Source organism: Alteromonas portus (assembly GCF_005117025.1).
GTDB classification, from domain to species: domain Bacteria; phylum Pseudomonadota; class Gammaproteobacteria; order Enterobacterales; family Alteromonadaceae; genus Alteromonas; species Alteromonas portus.
The window spans coordinates 398,908-416,504 of sequence record NZ_SWCO01000001.1; the positions used below are offsets into that span (position 1 = coordinate 398,908).

At 45.9% G+C, this 17,597-nt stretch carries 15 protein-coding genes; 11 read left to right on the forward strand and 4 right to left on the reverse strand.

Annotated elements, in window-relative coordinates:
- Positions 1-7: 7 nt before the first annotated feature.
- Together E5672_RS01645 and mutS are read right to left on the reverse strand one after the other, a co-directional pair.
- Entirely contained in the window at positions 8-1,639 is a 1,632-nt protein-coding gene (locus tag E5672_RS01645) for a CTP synthase (RefSeq protein ID WP_136780638.1), read from the reverse strand.
- Positions 1,640-1,795: 156 nt separating this feature from the next.
- The gene (gene mutS, locus E5672_RS01650; protein ID WP_136781034.1) at positions 1,796-4,417 is read right to left on the reverse strand and encodes a DNA mismatch repair protein MutS; all 2,622 of its coding nucleotides are present in this window, start codon (positions 4,415-4,417) and stop codon (positions 1,796-1,798) included.
- A gap of 143 nt (positions 4,418-4,560) precedes the next feature.
- Between mutS and E5672_RS01655 the strand changes: the two genes are divergently transcribed.
- The 4 genes from E5672_RS01655 to E5672_RS01670 all read left to right on the forward strand — a co-directional run bounded on the left by E5672_RS01655 (position 4,561) and on the right by E5672_RS01670 (position 8,586).
- Positions 4,561-5,100, forward strand: coding sequence for a CinA family protein (locus E5672_RS01655; RefSeq protein WP_136780639.1), 540 nt, complete (start codon positions 4,561-4,563; stop codon positions 5,098-5,100).
- A 120-nt stretch (positions 5,101-5,220) separates the two neighbouring features.
- Complete coding sequence (gene recA / locus E5672_RS01660) at positions 5,221-6,267, forward strand: recombinase RecA (protein ID WP_039223325.1); 1,047 nt, start codon at positions 5,221-5,223, stop codon at positions 6,265-6,267.
- Between the two features lie 317 nt (positions 6,268-6,584).
- Positions 6,585-7,406, forward strand: coding sequence for an ABC transporter ATP-binding protein (locus E5672_RS01665; protein WP_136780640.1), 822 nt, complete (start codon positions 6,585-6,587; stop codon positions 7,404-7,406).
- A complete protein-coding gene (locus E5672_RS01670; RefSeq protein ID WP_136780641.1) occupies positions 7,390-8,586 on the forward strand; it encodes an ABC transporter permease in 1,197 nt (398 codons plus the stop codon). Before E5672_RS01665 ends, E5672_RS01670 begins: the two co-directional genes overlap by 17 nt.
- 153 nt (positions 8,587-8,739) lie before the next feature.
- Here the strand turns inward: E5672_RS01670 and E5672_RS01675 are convergent, their stop codons facing one another.
- Positions 8,740-9,057 carry an EscU/YscU/HrcU family type III secretion system export apparatus switch protein gene (locus tag E5672_RS01675; protein WP_014948509.1) on the reverse strand — a complete coding sequence of 106 codons (318 nt, stop codon included), beginning with the start codon at positions 9,055-9,057 and terminating at the stop codon, positions 8,740-8,742.
- Positions 9,058-9,068: 11 nt separating this feature from the next.
- Complete coding sequence (locus E5672_RS01680) at positions 9,069-11,654, reverse strand: flagellar hook-length control protein FliK (protein WP_136780642.1); 2,586 nt, start codon at positions 11,652-11,654, stop codon at positions 9,069-9,071.
- A 323-nt stretch (positions 11,655-11,977) separates the two neighbouring features.
- Between E5672_RS01680 and ccmA the strand changes: the two genes are divergently transcribed.
- The 7 genes from ccmA (at position 11,978) to E5672_RS01715 (ending at position 17,596) form a co-directional block, all read left to right on the forward strand.
- Positions 11,978-12,601: a cytochrome c biogenesis heme-transporting ATPase CcmA gene (ccmA, locus tag E5672_RS01685; RefSeq protein WP_136781035.1), complete on the forward strand. Its 624-nt coding sequence runs from the start codon at positions 11,978-11,980 to the stop codon at positions 12,599-12,601.
- Positions 12,601-13,266, forward strand: coding sequence for a heme exporter protein CcmB (gene ccmB, locus E5672_RS01690; protein WP_136780643.1), 666 nt, complete (start codon positions 12,601-12,603; stop codon positions 13,264-13,266). The genes ccmA and ccmB overlap by 1 nt, the downstream gene beginning before the upstream one ends.
- Entirely contained in the window at positions 13,266-14,054 is a 789-nt protein-coding gene (locus E5672_RS01695; RefSeq protein WP_136780644.1) for a heme ABC transporter permease, read from the forward strand. The genes ccmB and E5672_RS01695 overlap by 1 nt, the downstream gene beginning before the upstream one ends.
- Position 14,055: 1 nt before the next feature.
- Complete coding sequence (ccmD, locus tag E5672_RS01700) at positions 14,056-14,265, forward strand: heme exporter protein CcmD (protein WP_014975830.1); 210 nt, start codon at positions 14,056-14,058, stop codon at positions 14,263-14,265.
- Positions 14,266-14,339: 74 nt separating this feature from the next.
- Entirely contained in the window at positions 14,340-14,834 is a 495-nt protein-coding gene (ccmE, locus tag E5672_RS01705; protein ID WP_014975831.1) for a cytochrome c maturation protein CcmE, read from the forward strand.
- 3 nt (positions 14,835-14,837) lie between these two features.
- A complete protein-coding gene (locus tag E5672_RS01710) occupies positions 14,838-16,895 on the forward strand; it encodes a heme lyase CcmF/NrfE family subunit (protein ID WP_136780645.1) in 2,058 nt (685 codons plus the stop codon).
- Positions 16,895-17,596 carry a redoxin family protein gene (locus tag E5672_RS01715; protein ID WP_136780646.1) on the forward strand — a complete coding sequence of 234 codons (702 nt, stop codon included), beginning with the start codon at positions 16,895-16,897 and terminating at the stop codon, positions 17,594-17,596. The genes E5672_RS01710 and E5672_RS01715 overlap by 1 nt, the downstream gene beginning before the upstream one ends.
- The last annotated feature ends 1 nt before the right edge of the window (position 17,597 follow it).

Consider the following 17,597-nt stretch of genomic DNA (forward strand, 5'->3'; position numbering starts at 1 on the left):
TTAGTAATTAGTGATTTTCTTTCTGGTACTTTCCTGCCGCAGCAACGAAACCAGTAAATAGTGGGTGTCCATCCCGAGGAGTTGATGTGAACTCAGGGTGGAATTGACCCGCAATGAACCATGGATGATCAGGGATTTCCACCACTTCTACAAGTCGCTTGTCAGTGGACAAACCACTTACTTTCAGGCCTGCTGCTTCAATTTGGTCGCGCAGGTTGTTATTTACTTCGTAACGGTGACGGTGACGCTCGTAAATCTCAGCATTGCCATACATCTCGTGAACCTTGGTGCCTTCAATAAGGTGGCAAAGCTGGCTACCTAGACGCATAGTACCGCCAAGATCTGAATTTTCGGTACGAGTTTCCGTAGTGCCAGCGGCATCTAACCACTCAGTGATTAGGCCTACAACCGGATAAGGTGTTTCGGGGTTAAACTCAGTACTGTTCGCGTTTTCCATACCTGCAACGTTTCGCGCGTATTCGATAAGCGCGACTTGCATACCTAAACAAATACCTAAGTAAGGCACTTTGTTTTCACGAGCATAGCGGGCAGCCGCAATTTTTCCTTCGATACCGCGCTCACCAAAGCCGCCAGGGACCAAAATAGCATCTAGCTGTTCTAGAATTTGGGTACCTTTGCTTTCCACATCTTGTGAGTCTATGTGATGAATGTTTACGGTAAGACGGTTTTTAAGACCAGCGTGTTTAAGCGCTTCATTAACTGACTTATAGGCATCAGGCAATTCAACGTACTTGCCAATCATTCCGATATTTACTTCAGCCGTCGGGTTAGACTCAGCGTAAAGTACTTGTTCCCACTCAGATAAGTCGGCTTCGTCGCACTCTAAACCAAAGCGGTCTACAACCAGCTGGTCCATACCTTGCGCTTTAAGTGCAGCAGGAATACGGTAAATGCTGTCTACGTCTTTTAGTGAAATAACTGCTTTATCTGCAACGTTGGTGAACAGCGCGATTTTAGAACGTTCGCTGGCAGGCAATGCACCTACTGAACGGCATACAAGAATGTCTGGTTGAATACCAATCGAGCGAAGCTCTTTTACCGAGTGCTGCGTAGGCTTAGTTTTTACTTCGCCTGACGCTGGCATATAAGGCACTAGCGTTAGGTGCATGAACATCGCGCGCTCACGGCCTACTTCGGTACCAAGCTGGCGAATTGCTTCTAAGAAAGGTTGTGACTCGATGTCACCTACGGTACCACCCACTTCAACAATAGCCACATCGTGACCTTCAGCACCTTCAATTACACGGCGCTTAATCTCGTTTGTGATGTGAGGGATCACCTGAATAGTCGCACCTAAGTAATCACCGCGACGTTCGCGCTTCAGTACTTCTTCATATACGCGACCAGTAGTAAAGTTATTGCGCTTAGTCATGCGGGTGCGAATAAAACGCTCGTAGTGACCAAGGTCAAGGTCGGTCTCAGCGCCGTCATCAGTAACAAATACTTCACCATGCTGGATAGGGCTCATAGTGCCCGGGTCGACATTGATGTAAGGGTCGAGTTTTAACATGGTTACGGTGAGACCGCGAGCTTCCAGAATTGCGGCCAACGATGCTGCAGCAATACCTTTACCTAGCGATGAAACTACACCACCTGTGACGAAAATATAATTTGTCATGCGAAACCTAGAACGTTTGGGTTGTATGGTAAATATAGGCTGAGTTTAGAACAAAACCAGCTACACTTTGGACGGGGCGATAGTATACGCAAAATCATGTGGGCAGACAATCAATTTGCCCACATGATGCGCAATTTATACGCACTTAAGCTTGGTTTAAGACTGGCTTAGACGCTTTAGTGTGTAGATGAGGTCTAGCGCTTGGCGCGGTGATAGCTCGTCGGGCGATAAGTTTTCAAGGGCTTCTACTACCGGGTGCGGCTTGTCAGGGAACAGCATTTCAGCTTGGCCTTTGGTATTTGATGGAGCTTTACCTGATGCGCTTGTTTTATTTGCACCTTTTGCTGAGGTCTTCGATACCAAAGACTCGCCCTTGGCTTTCTCTGTTCCGTCTTCTGTGCTGGTCATAAGGTGCGATGATTCCAACACCGCAAGTTTTTGCTGCGCCGCTTTTATAACCGCCTTCGGTACGCCTGCAAGTTGGGCAACCTGTAAACCAAAGCTTTTGCTCGCAGCGCCTTCTGATACGGTATGCATGAAGCGTATAGTATCTTCAAACTCCATCGCATCTAAGTGCACATTTACTACGCCACTTTGGGTTTCTGGAAGTTCAGTTAGTTCAAAGTAATGCGTGGCAAAAAGCGTATAAGCATTCAGCTGCTTTGCTAAATAACTTGCGCATGCCCACGCCAGTGACAATCCGTCATAGGTACTGGTACCACGGCCTATTTCATCCATTAATACTAACGAGTTTTCTGTGGCATTGTTTAGAATGTTCGCCGTTTCCGTCATCTCAACCATAAAGGTAGAGCGACCTGAGGCTAAGTCATCTGATGCGCCTATACGGGTGAAAATACGATCGAGTTTCCCTATGTGTGCATTTTCTGCAGGCACAAAACTGCCTATGCAAGCCAACAGGGCAATCAGCGCAGTTTGGCGCATGTAGGTCGACTTACCGCCCATGTTCGGGCCGGTAATAATCAGCATACGGCGCTCGGTATCTAGCTGAAGCGGGTTAGCAATGAAGGGGTCTTTCATTACATTCTCAACAACAGGGTGGCGACCAGCATCATAAGTAAGCGCACATTCTTGACTCAAATGTGGTCGATACCAATCAAGGGAGACTGCCCGTTCGGCAAAACAGCACAGCACGTCAAGCTTGGCAAGCGCTGCGGCGGTTTCAATTAAGTTGTTTAAGTGTGGCGCAAAGTTGTCGAATAAGGCTTCGTAAAGCTGCTTTTCAAGAGCAAGCGCAGCCCCCTGACTTCTTAACACTTTATCTTCGTGCTCTTTAAGTTCTGGCGTTATATAACGTTCAGTGTTTTTTAGGGTTTGTCTTCGAATATACTCAGCGGGCGCTAATGCACTGTTTGCACGGCTAATTTCAATAAAGAACCCGTGAACTTTGTTATAGCCCACTTTTAGCGTAGAAATGCCGGTGCGCTCGCGCTCACGTTGCTCCATAGCGTCTAAGTAGTCGGTAGCACCTTGTGATAGCTTACGCAATTCATCAAGTTCGGCGTTATAGCCCTCTGCAATCACGCCGCCATCGCGTATTACCACTGGCGGGTTATCGATAATGGCATCATTTAACAGTGCTTGAAGCTCAGGGTAAGTGCCAATGGTTTCGCTAATACTTCTGATTTGGCCTGTGTCGAATCGAGCTAGGGCATCTTGTAAGTCAGGCAGCGCATTAAAGGCATTTTTTAGGCGAGCAAAGTCCCGTGGCCGCGCTGAACGAAGGGCTAAGCGCGCCATAATACGCTCAATGTCACCAATGTGCTTTAACGCGGTGCGAATATCTTCAGGGTCATCATTAATGAAAGTTTCAACAGCATCTAAGCGGCTGTGTAGTTCATGCTGATCAGTTAAAGGCGAGTGAATAACACGCTGTAGCATACGACTACCCATGGCCGTAGTGGTGGTATCCATCACGCTGAACAGCGTATTTTCCTGTCCGCCCGACAAATTATGGGTAAGTTCTAGGTTTCTGCGGGTGGCAGCATCCAGCTGCACGCGGCTGTCTTGCTGTTCGGTCTGGATGCGGCGAATGTGAGGCAGAGCAGTGCGCTGGGTATCCTTTACATATTGTAAAACGCAGCCCGCTGCGCCTAGGCCTTTTGTGACGCCTTTTATTCCAAAGCCATCTAATGTTTTGGTTTCAAACTGTGCGTTTAATTGCTCTGTGGCGGTATCAATGTCGAATTCCCATTCAGGACGGCGTCTAAGTCCTTTGCGGTTTTCAACAAGAGACAAGCTTTCAAATCCTTCAGGATAGAGCAGTTCAGCTGGGTTAATGCGCTGAATTTCAGCAAGTAGGCTTTCATCGCTGTCACATTCAAACACAACAAAACGACCGCTTGTAACATCTAGGGTTGCCAGACCATAGTGCATACTGTGACCACAAACGGCGGCCAGAATATTGTCGCGACGTTCTTCTAACAGCGCTTCGTCGGTGACTGTACCGGGCGTAACAATGCGTTGTACTGCGCGTTCAACAGGGCCTTTACTGGTGGCTGGGTCGCCTACCTGTTCACAAATGGCTACTGACTCGCCCATTTTCACTAAGCGTGACAGATAACTTTCTACCGCGTGATAAGGCACACCAGCCATAGGAATAGGTTCACCACCAGATTTTCCTCTAGCTGTTAATGATATATCCAGTAATTCAGCAGCTTTTTTGGCATCGTCGTAAAACAACTCATAAAAGTCGCCCATGCGATAGAACAGTAAAATATTCGGATGCTGCGCCTTAATAGTCAGGTATTGGCGCATCATAGGAGTATGTGATTCCAAAAAATGCCTCTGCGAATTTGTTGCTGGGTTTAATGCCTGTTGAGGGGAATAAATGATAAACTCACGCCCACTAAGATCAAGCGAAGATCTGATAAAGCACAACAGGTGTAATTAGGTATATCCAAATGAGCACAACATTTTCAACTGATTCGACAGCAAACGCCACCCCTTTAACACTTGATAGCGCATTATCTGCTCAAGTCCATGTGTTGGGGGACGCTCTCAGGAGCAAAGGTTGGACCGTATCGAGCGCCGAGTCGTGTACGGGCGGAGGTGTCGCTTTTGCTTTTACCAGTGTGGCAGGTAGTTCTGATTGGTTTAACCAATCCTGGGTGACGTACTCTAATGACGCAAAGCGAAGCGTTCTGGGGGTAACAGAACAGACGTTAAAAGAGTACGGCGCGGTGTCGAAGCTAACGGTTAAAGAAATGGCTGAAGGCGTGCGCCGTAACAGCGGTGCGCAACTCGTTGTAACGGTTAGCGGCATTGCCGGCCCTGGCGGTGGCAGCGAAGAAAAACCAGTGGGCACTGTGTGGTTTGGCTTTTTGTGTGAGGAGCACGAAGTGCAAATCAAACAGGTTTTCAGCGGCAATCGCGACGAGGTTCGTCAACACGCTATTAGCTTTGCTATTACTCACTTAGTTAAAATGTTGAGTGAAAATTAAAAACACTGGTTGAAACTGTATGCTTGTACAGTATAGAATATGATCATTATTTGGTAGTTTCATACAAGATATAGAAAACGCCAATACAGAATTTAACCGCAAATCCTAGAGGATACATACGTGGACGATAACAAATCAAAAGCTTTAACCGCCGCAGTTGGCCAAATTGAAAAGCAATTTGGTAAAGGCGCAATCATGCGCTTAGGCGATAACCAAGCCATGGATATTGAAGCGATTTCTACTGGCTCACTTACCATTGATATCGCTCTAGGTATAGGCGGTTTGCCATGTGGACGTGTTGTAGAGATCTACGGGCCAGAATCATCAGGTAAAACCACGCTAACACTTCAAGTTATTGCTGAAGCCCAGCGCAAGGGTAAAACCTGTGCTTTCGTTGATGCTGAACACGCCCTAGACCCGGTATATGCTGAAAAGCTAGGCGTAAACATCGACGAACTATTGGTATCTCAGCCCGATACTGGTGAGCAAGCGCTAGAAATTTGCGACATGCTTGTACGTTCAGGTGCGGTAGATGTTGTTATTGTTGACTCGGTAGCGGCGCTTACACCTAAAGCAGAAATTGAAGGTGACATGGGTGATTCTCACGTTGGTCTTCAGGCGCGTCTAATGTCGCAAGCGTTGCGTAAGCTTACTGCAAACATCAAGCGTTCAAATACTCTGTGTATCTTCATTAACCAAATTCGTATGAAGATTGGTGTTATGTTTGGTAACCCAGAAACAACAACCGGTGGTAACGCGCTTAAGTTCTACTCTTCTGTTCGTCTAGACATTCGCCGTATCGGTGCAGTGAAAGAAGGCGACGAGGTAGTTGGTAACGAAACTCGCGTTAAGGTCGTGAAAAATAAAGTTGCACCTCCGTTTAAGCAAGCTGAATTTATGATCCGCTACGGCGAAGGTATCAGCAAAGAAGCTGAGCTTATCGACCTTGGTGTTAAGCAAAAGCTAGTTGATAAAGCGGGTGCTTGGTATAGCTACAAGGGCGACCGCATTGGTCAAGGTAAAGCGAACGTGATGAAGTTCTTGAAAGAGAATCCTGAGATCGCAAACGAGATTGAAACCAAGATCCGCCAAGAGCTACTGCTTTCTAAAACAATGAAAGCAGAGGAAGCGATACCTCAGCAAGAAGACGATGTGCTTCCTGAGTAAAATTAGCGTTTAACCGCATATTAAGAACCCACCGCTAGGTGGGTTTTTTTATGGCTTAATGAAAGGGTATATTAAGAAATATTTACTAACACTTAATGTAAGGCTAAAACTTGTACAACAAATAAAAACAGGGAATGCTGTAATAAATATTTATAAGTACAGACTACTAAGATGCAATGGCTATCACAGCCAAAGCAGGTTAAGTACGCTAAAACAATTTTAAACAATTACAACGGCATAATTTGCGGCTACAGCAAAGCAAGCCTACAACAATAATGAACAGTGCTGCTGTTCACACGTGAGAAGAGGGAAGGGAAATGATTGAAATATCAGGCCTTGCTAAGCGTTTCGAGGTGGAGAACCCGAAAAAGCTTAGTGAACAGGAAAAAAAGGACCCGCGTTTAAAAGGGCGTTATTTTCAGTCAGTAAGGGATGTGTCTTTTACTTGCGAAAAAGGTCAGGTTCTAGGGCTGTTAGGGCCAAATGGAGCAGGCAAAACAACCACACTTCGCATGCTTTCAACAGCACTAAAGCCTGACAGCGGAAAAGTTATCATTGGTGGTGAGGATGTGCTTTCTAACCCTAATATTGCACGTAAAAAAATTGGCTTTTTATCTAGCTCAACGGGCCTTTATGGTCGTTTGAGTGGCCGAGAGAATATTAGCTACTTCGGTGAGTTGCACGGTATTCCAAAAAATGTGATTAACGCGCGTATTGAAGAGTTAGCTGACTTGCTTGATATGCAAACCTTCCTTGATAGACGAGCCGAGAATTTCTCGTCAGGGATGAAACAAAAAGTCTCTATTGCTCGTGCTGTTATACACGAGCCTGAACTAGTGGTACTTGATGAACCAACAACCGGCCTTGATATTATGGCAACCAGTACTGTGATGGAATTCATTCAACGCCTTAAAGATAAAGGCACACCAGTTATTTTCTCTACTCACCATCTTGATGAGGTGCAAACCCTTTGTGACAAGGTGACCGTGATTAACCAAGGTGAAACGGTATTTAACGACTCGCTAGCTGCCTTTAGTGCTTTGTCTGGTAATGACGGGGCTGTCGGGCAAATGCATAAGAGCTTCCTAAAAACACTATCAATGGATTCTGAGGAGATGGGTAATGTGGTTAATCTTTAAAAAGGAATTCAAAGAGCTATTACGGGATAAGAAAACCATCATATTCATGATTGGTTTACCGCTTTTGTTATTCCCAGCGATATTTGGTGTCGCGTTCTTTTTCATGAGTTCAGCGGCGGATAAAGCGGAAAACAAAGTGCTTAAATATGCGATAGTTGGTGAAGCGTATGCGCCTGCAATTGTACAGTCGTTTAATGACGCATCAGATAAGTTCGAATCGGTTGCGATTGGCGATGAGACTGACTACGCCAAACTCATCAAAAACGAAACATTAGATTTTGTTTTGGTTATTCCCGAAACCTTTAATAGCGATGTTTTGCGTACAGGTCAGCATAAAATTGAGCTTTATCTCAACGATGCTGGTCTAAATAAGGTGATGGGTCGCGTATCCGACATCATTGATGAATATACCGATGCATTCCAACAAACCGCTTTTGCGCAGCTTAATCTAGACGAAACTCAGCAAGAGGCCTTGTTGAAGCCAATCAAGATAGAAAAGCAAAATGTCGCCGACGATCGCGAAGTGTGGGGTGAACGCTTAGGCGGTATGCTGCCATATTTCATCTTCATCTTGTGCCTTCAAGGCGCTATGGCCCCAGCGGCTGACTTAGGTGCCGGTGAGAAAGAGCGTGGTACATTAGAAACGCTACTTATATCGCCGATGGACCGTCATAAGCTGGTACTGGGTAAATTCTTTACTATCGCTACTGCGGGTATAATTACTGCGCTTATTACCGTTTCTTCCATGGCTATATGGGGGCTGGTGTTATCGCAAGGCATGGCCGTTGAGTTCGTGGTTAAGATCATGTCGATGATTGGTCTTGTAGACTTCTTGCTGATCTTCCTAATGTTGGTGCCGGTGGTGGCAGTGTTCGCCGCTATTCTGCTTTCACTTTCAATTTATGCTCGCTCGTTTAAAGAAGCGCAAAGCTACATGGGGTCGTTAATTATGGTGGTTATTTTCCCTGTAATTATAGCCATGATGCCGGGAGTAGAGCTTAAAGGTGGCTGGGTTTGGGTACCGCTGACTAACGTTGCTTTGGCGATGAAAGAACTGTTCAAAGGCACCATGGACTACTTTGCACTCTTTGGCATATTTACGTCTACCGCAGTGATTGCAACCGGGCTGATTTTCTTCTGTATCCATTGGTTTAACAAAGAAAAAGTTCTGTTTAGATAACAAAACTGCTTACCTAGCATCATGTGGATGTTTAGTATCTTTGTAATATGCCCGCTAAAAGCGGGCATATTCTTTATAGCAGCAAGGTTTTTTATAGAGTGGACAATTTAACACTCGAAGTGCTGGTTCAGTACGCTTTAGTTTTTCTGTTTACTACACCTCAAAGTCGATACGCTTGATAATTCCCTCCCAACCGGGAGGGATTTTTCCTTGAAGGACATAAGAATAGGCGAGTAACTCGGCAATCACATAATACAGCGATTCAGGGATATCTTGCCCCACATCAAGGGTAGCAAGGACTTCACTTAAGTAAGGGTCTTCATGAATTAATATCCCGGTTTCTTCAGCCATGGCTATAATGGCTTCCGCCAAATCTCCGTAGCCTTTCGCAACTACTTTAGGTGCGTTTTTCTTATCGCCGCCGTCATATTTTAAGCCGATGGCGCGTTTTGTCTTTTGCGAATCAGTCATAAACGCTTTACCTAAACCCTAGTTTCAAAGATTTGATGAGGGCGCGAATTTAATGTGTCCGGTATGTGGCCTCGTTGGTAGCTGGTATTTTCAACAACTAGCCCGAGGGAAGTAAGACGTTTATGTAAATACGGTAGGGTGTCGCCAATACGCCTAAGTACTTCATCGTTGGATGCATATAAGTCTAAAGTAATGGTGCTTTTATCAATTTTAGATTTTGCCAACACTTGTCCGCTATCACCAATATCCAGTTTCATTGTAATATTCCAAAGAGAACGTTGGCCTGCTTGTGCGTGCTTATTGTTCTGGCCACCCTGCTCTCGTTTTATCAAGAGTTCTGGTGGACTTTGATGTTGTGAAAGTGATGGCAATACATAATAGAAACTATCTTGCCCTTGAATACGGCTATCTACATTAGCAATTTTGTTTTGCTGGTGGCTACTTAACAATGTTTTAAGTTGAGAAAGCAGCTGTTGTCGGCTGTCTAGCTGGTTCATGTCTTGGCTAACGCGACTTGGTTGAGTCGTTACCCCCATATTCGCTAACGTTTTTGAAACGATAGAGTCAGGCGCATCTATTTGCGTTTTTAAGCCTGGCTGACGCTGCATGGCACGCCCCGCTAGTGCTAATTGAACTAAGGCGACCAGCCCTTGAACGAAGCTGGAAGCGTTTACGGGTGAGGTTAAGTTTATTGGTGTGGTAACCAGCGCCTGTGAGGATATAAGCTGCTGCAAGCGTTGGGACAATCCTTGCTCGTTCATATCGAGCGCTAGTTTCTTAGTTCCGCTTTTTACACCCTCAATAGCACTTTCGTTCTCTCCAGGTACGCTCTCCTTTGTTTTTGAACCCGCTATAGTGGTGTGACTATCTGAAACCACTGGCGCTATCTCTTCGCCTTTACTTTTTGTAGCCGCTAGTTGCGCAGCAATATTACTCAGTAAGCTATTTGATAAGCCTTTTGCCTTTGAGCTTAACGTTTGTGCGAGAGAGGCAAGTGATACAAGAGAGGATTTACTCCCACCGTCTTTTCCTTGCATGCTATTACTCTCTGCTGAAGCGGCATCTTTCCCTTCCGTAAATATAGCTTTTGCTGTTGCTAGCAGTTGTTCGCTGGAAGGCTTAGGCGGTCCGATAAATTCCCCGTTGGATACCTTGATTTGAGAAGGCTTCGCGTTGAGCGCATCAATGCCCTTTAGGTGCTGCAAAATTTTTTCAAAATGCTGAGCTTCATGTGCCTTAGATATACCTTGGCTGGGAGATAACTTTTCATTCTCCACAATAGCGATGAGTTGGCTTAATGCTAGGTTGGTATTGCCTGTTTGGCTTAGTAATACTCTAGAAAGTGCAGTGATTGCATTGTGAACATCGGTGCCTTTAAGCGATGTGGGAGCCACTGCTTTTAGGTTTGTAATGGATGAAGAGGCTTCGAGCGAGCTATTTCCCGTGACGGCATCGAGCCCTTTCGCCGTTACTTTTGGTAATTGTGAAAGGTTAAGTTTACTTACATGCTCCTGCGTCAAAGTTGGAGCCGAAAGGGAAAGGGCCTTGCTCTGAGGTACATCAATTTGTAATAACGCGCTTTGTTGCACAGTGCGAATCGAAAGCTTGCTGTCCGTTAAGGTCAACGCAGAAAGCACTTTTAACGCGCTGGTGTCAGCACCAGAACCTTTTAACAGCGCGTTAAGTTGTGGCGGGTTACTCAAGTTACGCTCAACAGCAACGCCGCCCTGCTTAAGAGCGCTGGAAATAAGCTGTTGCTGTAAGTTGGTACTTACATTTTTATGGGTTATAGCGGCGGAATTATTGTGGTTGGCTCCTAGGGCTGCGCTTTCATTGGACAAACCTTGAGAGATTTGTAGCGCGATTCCACCGTTGCTAGCTCGGCTTAGCCCTATAACGACCTGCTGACCGACCAGCTTTTGAAGCGCTGCTTTAGCCGTGCTATCCAGCTTTTCAGTGTTTATGTCCGTAAGGGGAACAACCTCGTTTTTAGCCGTGGTGAGCATGAGTTGCCCAAAGTTTTCACTCCTAGTGGAAATAGAAAGCTGACCTTTAAGCGTAACGGCGGCGTTATTTGCAGCCAGAGCTTGTGTCACAGCTTTCAGTAATTCAGCTTTATCGGGCGCTGACAATGCCACGCCTTGTTGAGATAAACTTGTAGAAAGGAGTATTGCAGATTGAGCGCTTAACTGACTTTGCGAAGCATTCTGAGCATTTTTCGCTTCTGGGCCTGAGAATTGGCTGGGGGAGGCAGGTAAAAGTGCAAGCTGTGCATTATTAATTGCTTGGTTAGAAAGCTTAGCGCTTACTTCTGCGGGTAAAACAACGTTAAGTACTTGAGCTGCTGACGATACCTTATTTGGTGTAACCGTTATCGATAGCACTCGTTCAGGCAAGCGTTCAACTATTACTTTCGCGGTATTATCTAAAGTGGCAGCCTGCGACAGCGCAGCGTTGGCAATAGCAGGAGAAGTACTTCTGCTCGTCCCTTGAGTCGCGGTATCAACATTTCCTGGTGACGATAAAGATGTTGGCGAAGTCGAGCCCGTTGACTGATTCAGAGCCGCTGCCAATAGTGATGATAATGGTGTTGTCATAATTGAGATATCGGCACAGTCGCGCTTTTCCTTACTTATTTGAGTATAGCAAATTTGACTATAGCAAAGTGCTTTGAGGCTGTTGCACCATTAATAAGCGCTCATCAATAAACTAAAGCGAAACCATTCGTTCTTAAGGCAGATGAACAATTTATCTTTGCGCTGAAAGACTACCCACCCTTGCTCTACGGGCTCTTTGGAAAAATGCCTTTGTCTTTGAAGTAAATCATATTTAATTGGAATTCGCGACTGCGAAAAAGCGTTCATGTGGTAGACTAGCGCCATTTTTTAAAACCTCTTTTTTAGGTTGGAGTAGCCAAGTAGTGTTAGAGGCGTGCGGATTAACGTGCAGCAAACGAGATAGAACCCTTTTTGAGGGGCTTTCACTGGTTGTTAATACTGGTGAGTTGCTGTACTTGCGCGGCCCTAACGGTGCAGGGAAAACCAGCTTACTTCGCATATTAACTGGGTTGAGTGAACCTGATTCGGGCGCCGTTTTATATAACGGTGTAAACATTTCCGAAGACAAGACCGGCTATTATCGCGATCTTTTCTATTTAGGACATAAGAGCGGTACTAACGGCAGCCTTTCAGCCTTGGATAACTTATCGTTTTGGTTAGCCCAACACAGTATATCGATGCAAGAAAATACGCTGTATGACGTCTTGGCAAAAGTAGGGTTAGTTGGGCTTGAAGATGTGCCTGTTAGGTATTTATCGGCAGGTCAACAGCGTCGTGTGGCGCTATCAAGACTATGGCTTAAGCCAGCAAAGGTGTGGATATTAGACGAACCGTTTACTGCGCTTGATGTTAAAGGGGTTCACTTACTTGAAACAAGTATGAAAGAGCACGTAAGTCGCGGCGGTCTCATCATTACTACTTCGCATCAACATCTATCAGAAACTGCTGGGGAACACCGTGTATTCGATTTGGAGTACCGCTTTTAATGTCACTTTATCAAGGTATTTTTAAACGCGATATGCACATTGCGTTCAAGCAAAAAGCGGAATTAGTGCAGCCACTGATGTTTTTACTGATGGTGGTGACCTTATTTCCCTTAGGCGTTAGTCCGTCTCCCGACACCCTTCAACGCATTGGGCCAGGGGTAATTTGGATTGCGGCGATTTTGTCATCGCTCATGGCGATGGAAAGGCTGTTTCGCGATGACTTTCAAGACGGTTCGCTAGAGCAGTACATGCTTTCTGGTATGGCGCTACCGGCGGTGAGCGCAGTAAAAGTAGCCGCCCATTGGCTGGTTAGCTTCGTGCCTTTATTATTGCTTTCTCCACTGCTAGCGATGTTTTTAAATTTAACGGTCGATATGTATATCGCGCTCGTTTTAACATTGTTGCTGGGAACGCCATTACTTTCTTTAATTGGTGCTATCGCAGTAGGGCTTACCGTTGGATTGCAAAAAGGTGGGGTGCTGTTGGCATTGCTACTTATCCCTGTCTTTATTCCGTTACTGATATTTGCCACGTCGGCTGTGGATTCTGCCGCACTGCAATTACCTTATCATGCGCAACTTGCTATTATTGCCGCCATGCTTTTATTGGCTGCGGCATTGGCACCGTTTGCCATCGCGTATTCTTTAAAAGTGAGTCAAAACTAATGTGGAAGTGGTTACACCCCTACGCAAAGACAGAGCGCGCGTATCAGCTCTGCCTAACTTTACAGCCTTGGTTTTGGGTTGGTGCTTTAGTGTGTCTGAGCATTGGCACTGTATGGGGGCTGGCATTTGCGCCTCAAGATTATCAACAAGGTGATTCATTTAGAATTATCTATATCCATGTACCTAGCGCCATTTTGTCTATGGGCACTTATGTCGCCATGGCAATTGCAGCCTTGGTGGGTATGGTGTGGCAGTGGCGCACTGCCTATATGAGCATGATTGCAATGGCGCCTATCGGCGCAGTAATGACGTTTATCGCTCTTTTCACGGGCGCCGCCTGGGGCAAGCCAATGTGGGGCGCTTGGTGGGTGTGGGATGCACGCCTAACTTCAGAGCTTATTCTACTTTTTTTATATATGGGCGTGATTGCGCTTTACGGTGCGTTTGAAGATAAACAGCAGGCGGGTAAAGCCGCAGGGGTGATGGCGCTTGTAGGCGTAGTAAATATCCCCATTATTCACTACTCGGTAGAATGGTGGAACACGTTACATCAGGGGGCAACTATCAGTAAATTCGACAACCCTTCGATTGCTCCTGAAATGCTGTGGCCACTGTTAATTAACTTGTTGGGTTTCGCATTTTTTATCGGCGCAGTAACGACAGTGCGCTTACGTAATGAGATTGTGCTTAGAGAAATGCACAGACCTTGGGTGCAAGCCTTGGCATTAGATAATGTGCCGAAACAGACCAGTGGCTCACCTAACGGTAATTTAAAAGAGGGCAGTTAAGATGCAGTTTGAATCCTTTGCCGATTTTTTAAATATGGGCGGCTATGCATTTTATGTATGGCTTTCGTTTGGCGTTACCTTCTTAGCAATGGGCATTATCGCTATTCAGAGTTTTAGTAAACATCGCGACCTTTTAAAGCAGGTAGTGGTGGAAAAAGAACGCAAAGCGCGTATTAAAAAAGCGCGACAGCAACAGCAAGACAACACCTAGTGTTAATGTGAAAAGTGAACTTAGCATTCATTTGCGTTTTTATCGTTTATTAGTTTTTTCGAAGTGAGAGTTGCATGAACCCGAGACGAAAGCAGCGACTAGCCGTAGTGGGAATTATCGGTTTTTTAATAGTAAGTGCAATTGGATTGATGCTTTACGCCCTAAACGACAGTATTGACCTTTTTTATACGCCGAGCGAGATCATTGAAGGTAAAAATGGTCAGAAACCGCAGGTTGGCCAGCGTCTTCGTATAGGCGGTATGGTGGTACCTGGTAGTGTGAAAAGGGATCAAGAAAGCTTAGCGGTGAGCTTTGACCTTATCGATACGGGCCCAACGGTTACCGTGACTTATACCGGTATCCTGCCTGATTTGTTCCGCGAAGGTCAGGGCATTGTGGCAACGGGAGTACTCACTGGTGCAAGCAGCATTAAAGCGCAGGAAGTGCTAGCGAAGCACGATGAAGAATACATGCCGCCTGAGCTAGCTGAAAAAATGAAGGGCATTAAGCACGTTAAACCTGAAAACATGCCATCCTACGAGTCGACTACCGGCAGCGGAGGCAAGTAAATAATGGTGCCAGAGATTGGAAATATTGCGCTGACGCTTGCGCTAGTGCTCTCTATATTATTGGCCGTTTATCCGCTATGGGGCGCTCACCGTCAGCACGAAGCGTTGATGGCAACGGCTAAGCCGCTGGCAATTGGCTTATTTATCTTCACGCTTATTGCCTATGTATGCTTAACCTACGCCTTTGTGACTGACGATTTCAGTGTGGCGTATGTTGCCCAGCATTCAAATAGTCGACTTCCTATTTATTATAAAATTACCGCCGTGTGGGGCGGCCACGAAGGCTCATTTCTGCTGTGGGTGTTGATGCTCTCCATATGGACAGTAGCAGTGGCGATATTCAGCAAGGGTATTCCTCTTGCTATGGTTGCAAGAGTGCTGTCGGTGTTGGGAATGGTGGGCATCGGTTTCTACTTATTCATGCTGCTTACCTCAAACCCGTTTAACAGCATGCTGCCATTTTTCCCGGTTGATGGGCGAGATCTTAATCCGCTGCTGCAAGATTTTGGCATGATTATTCACCCGCCTATGCTGTACATGGGTTATGTTGGCTTTTCTGTCGCGTTTGCTTTTGCAATTTCAGCATTAATTTCAGGCCAGCTAGACTCAACCTGGGCACGCTGGTCAAGGCCTTGGGTTATTTCTGCCTGGGCTTTTCTTACCGTAGGTATTGCGCTAGGCAGCTGGTGGGCGTATTACGAACTTGGCTGGGGTGGCTGGTGGTTCTGGGATCCAGTAGAAAACGCCTCTTTCATGCCTTGGCTGGTCGGTACTGCCCTAATGCACTCGCTAGCCGTGACCGAAAAGCGAAAGGCGTTTAAGTCGTGGACCGTACTGCTTGCTATTGCCGCATTTAGTTTGAGTTTACTTGGCACCTTCTTAGTACGTTCTGGAGTGATTGTTTCGGTACACTCGTTTGCAAGCGATCCTACCCGAGGCTTATTTATACTGGGAATATTGATTGTACTTAGTGGCTTTGGCTTGCTGCTTTACGCTATGCGTGCTGCTTCACTTAAAAGCCCTGGCCGCTATCAAGCATTTTCCCGTGAAGTGTTGCTAATGGGTAATAACGTCTTTTTGTGCGCAGCAACACTGGTTGTATTGTTGGGTACACTACTGCCACTTGTTCATAAAGAGTTAGGTCTAGGCAGTATTTCGGTAGGCGCTCCGTTCTTCAATCAAATGTTTACCTTATTGATTGTGCCATTCGTACTAATGCTAGGTCTTGGGCCGCTTACGCGCTGGAAACAGCAAAAAGCCAGTGAATTACAAAAACAGCTATTAACCGCTGGCGGTATTGCACTAAGTGCCGGTGTACTAGTTAACTTTGCCTATGATGAACCAACCTATATGGGCGTTTTAGGCATGGTGTTGGTGTTTTGGATTTTAGTCACTACAGTGCAAGAGGTGATGCAGCGTCTATCGGCAATGCCATCGGGTAACAGTGACAATGCTTCGGTACTATCTAAACTTCGCAAACTTACACCAAGCCACTGGGGCATGGTGCTGGGTCACGTGGGTTTTGCTATCTGCATTATCGGTATTACCCTTGTTTCAAACTACGAAATGGAGCGAGATGTGCGCATGGACATTGGCGATACCGTTTCTCTAGGTGGTTATGATTTTAACTTCAAAGACGTGCGTAAAGTACAAGGCCCGAACTTTGAGGCGGACAAGGGCGTATTCGACGTTTATCAAAACGGTGAATTAATCGCGCATTTAGAGCCGGAAAAGCGTTTGTATATCGTACAGCGTATGCCGATGACTGAAGCCGCTATTCACTCAAATCTCGCAAGGGATTTGTTTATCGCTATGGGCGAGCCCTTAGACAATGGCGCATGGGCCATCCGTATTTATATTAAGCCATTTGTTATCTGGCTATGGGCGGGCGCAGTGGTTATGGCTATAGGCGGTATCTTTTCTATTAGCGACAAACGTTACCGTATGGCTAAAGTTAAGAAGATCAAACGTGTATTTGGTGGTAAAGGTAAAAACGACGCTGAGCAATCTCATAGTCATGTATCCACTCCATCAAATGCGTCAGTGAAAGGAGGCGCATAATGAAAAAAGCACCACTCGTTGCTATTCCGTTAGTGTTGTTTTCTTTGCTGGTCATTTTTCTGTTTAAAGGGCTTTTTTCTGACCCCAGAGAGTTAGATTCTCAGGTTCAGGATAAGAAGTTACCTGCGTTCTCTCTGCCAGACCTGATGAAGCCAGAGGTGACCTATACGCCTGAAGATTTAAAGGGCAAGGTAACCATATTAAATGTATGGGGTGTATGGTGCGTGACCTGCGCTGTTGAGATGCCGTACCTTACTCAGTTAAAAAATGAGCAAAACGTCCACATTGTGGGTTTGTATTTTGATCAGGACTTAGACCCAGACTTTGGAACAAAAACACTGAGCCGTGTTCAGCAAGAAGTTACCGACATGCTCAGCCGTTACGGCAACCCTTACGCGTATAATATTTTTGATGTCTATCGCGATACGTCGCTCGACCTTGGGGTAACAGGAGCGCCAGAACACTTTGTTATCGACGCTGAAGGCATTATTCGTATGCACCACATAGGCGATATTAACGAGCGTGTTTGGAACTCCAAAGTTGGCCCGCTATATAACAAGCTAGTGGCAGAAGCGTCTGGCAAAACAGGCAATAACAAAAAGGTAGATGTGGATGCAGTTATGGGCTCAGAGCCTACATTGTCGAACACGCTTGATGAAAAGAATAATCAGAGCACCGCAAGTACACAGGGAGGGGATTAAT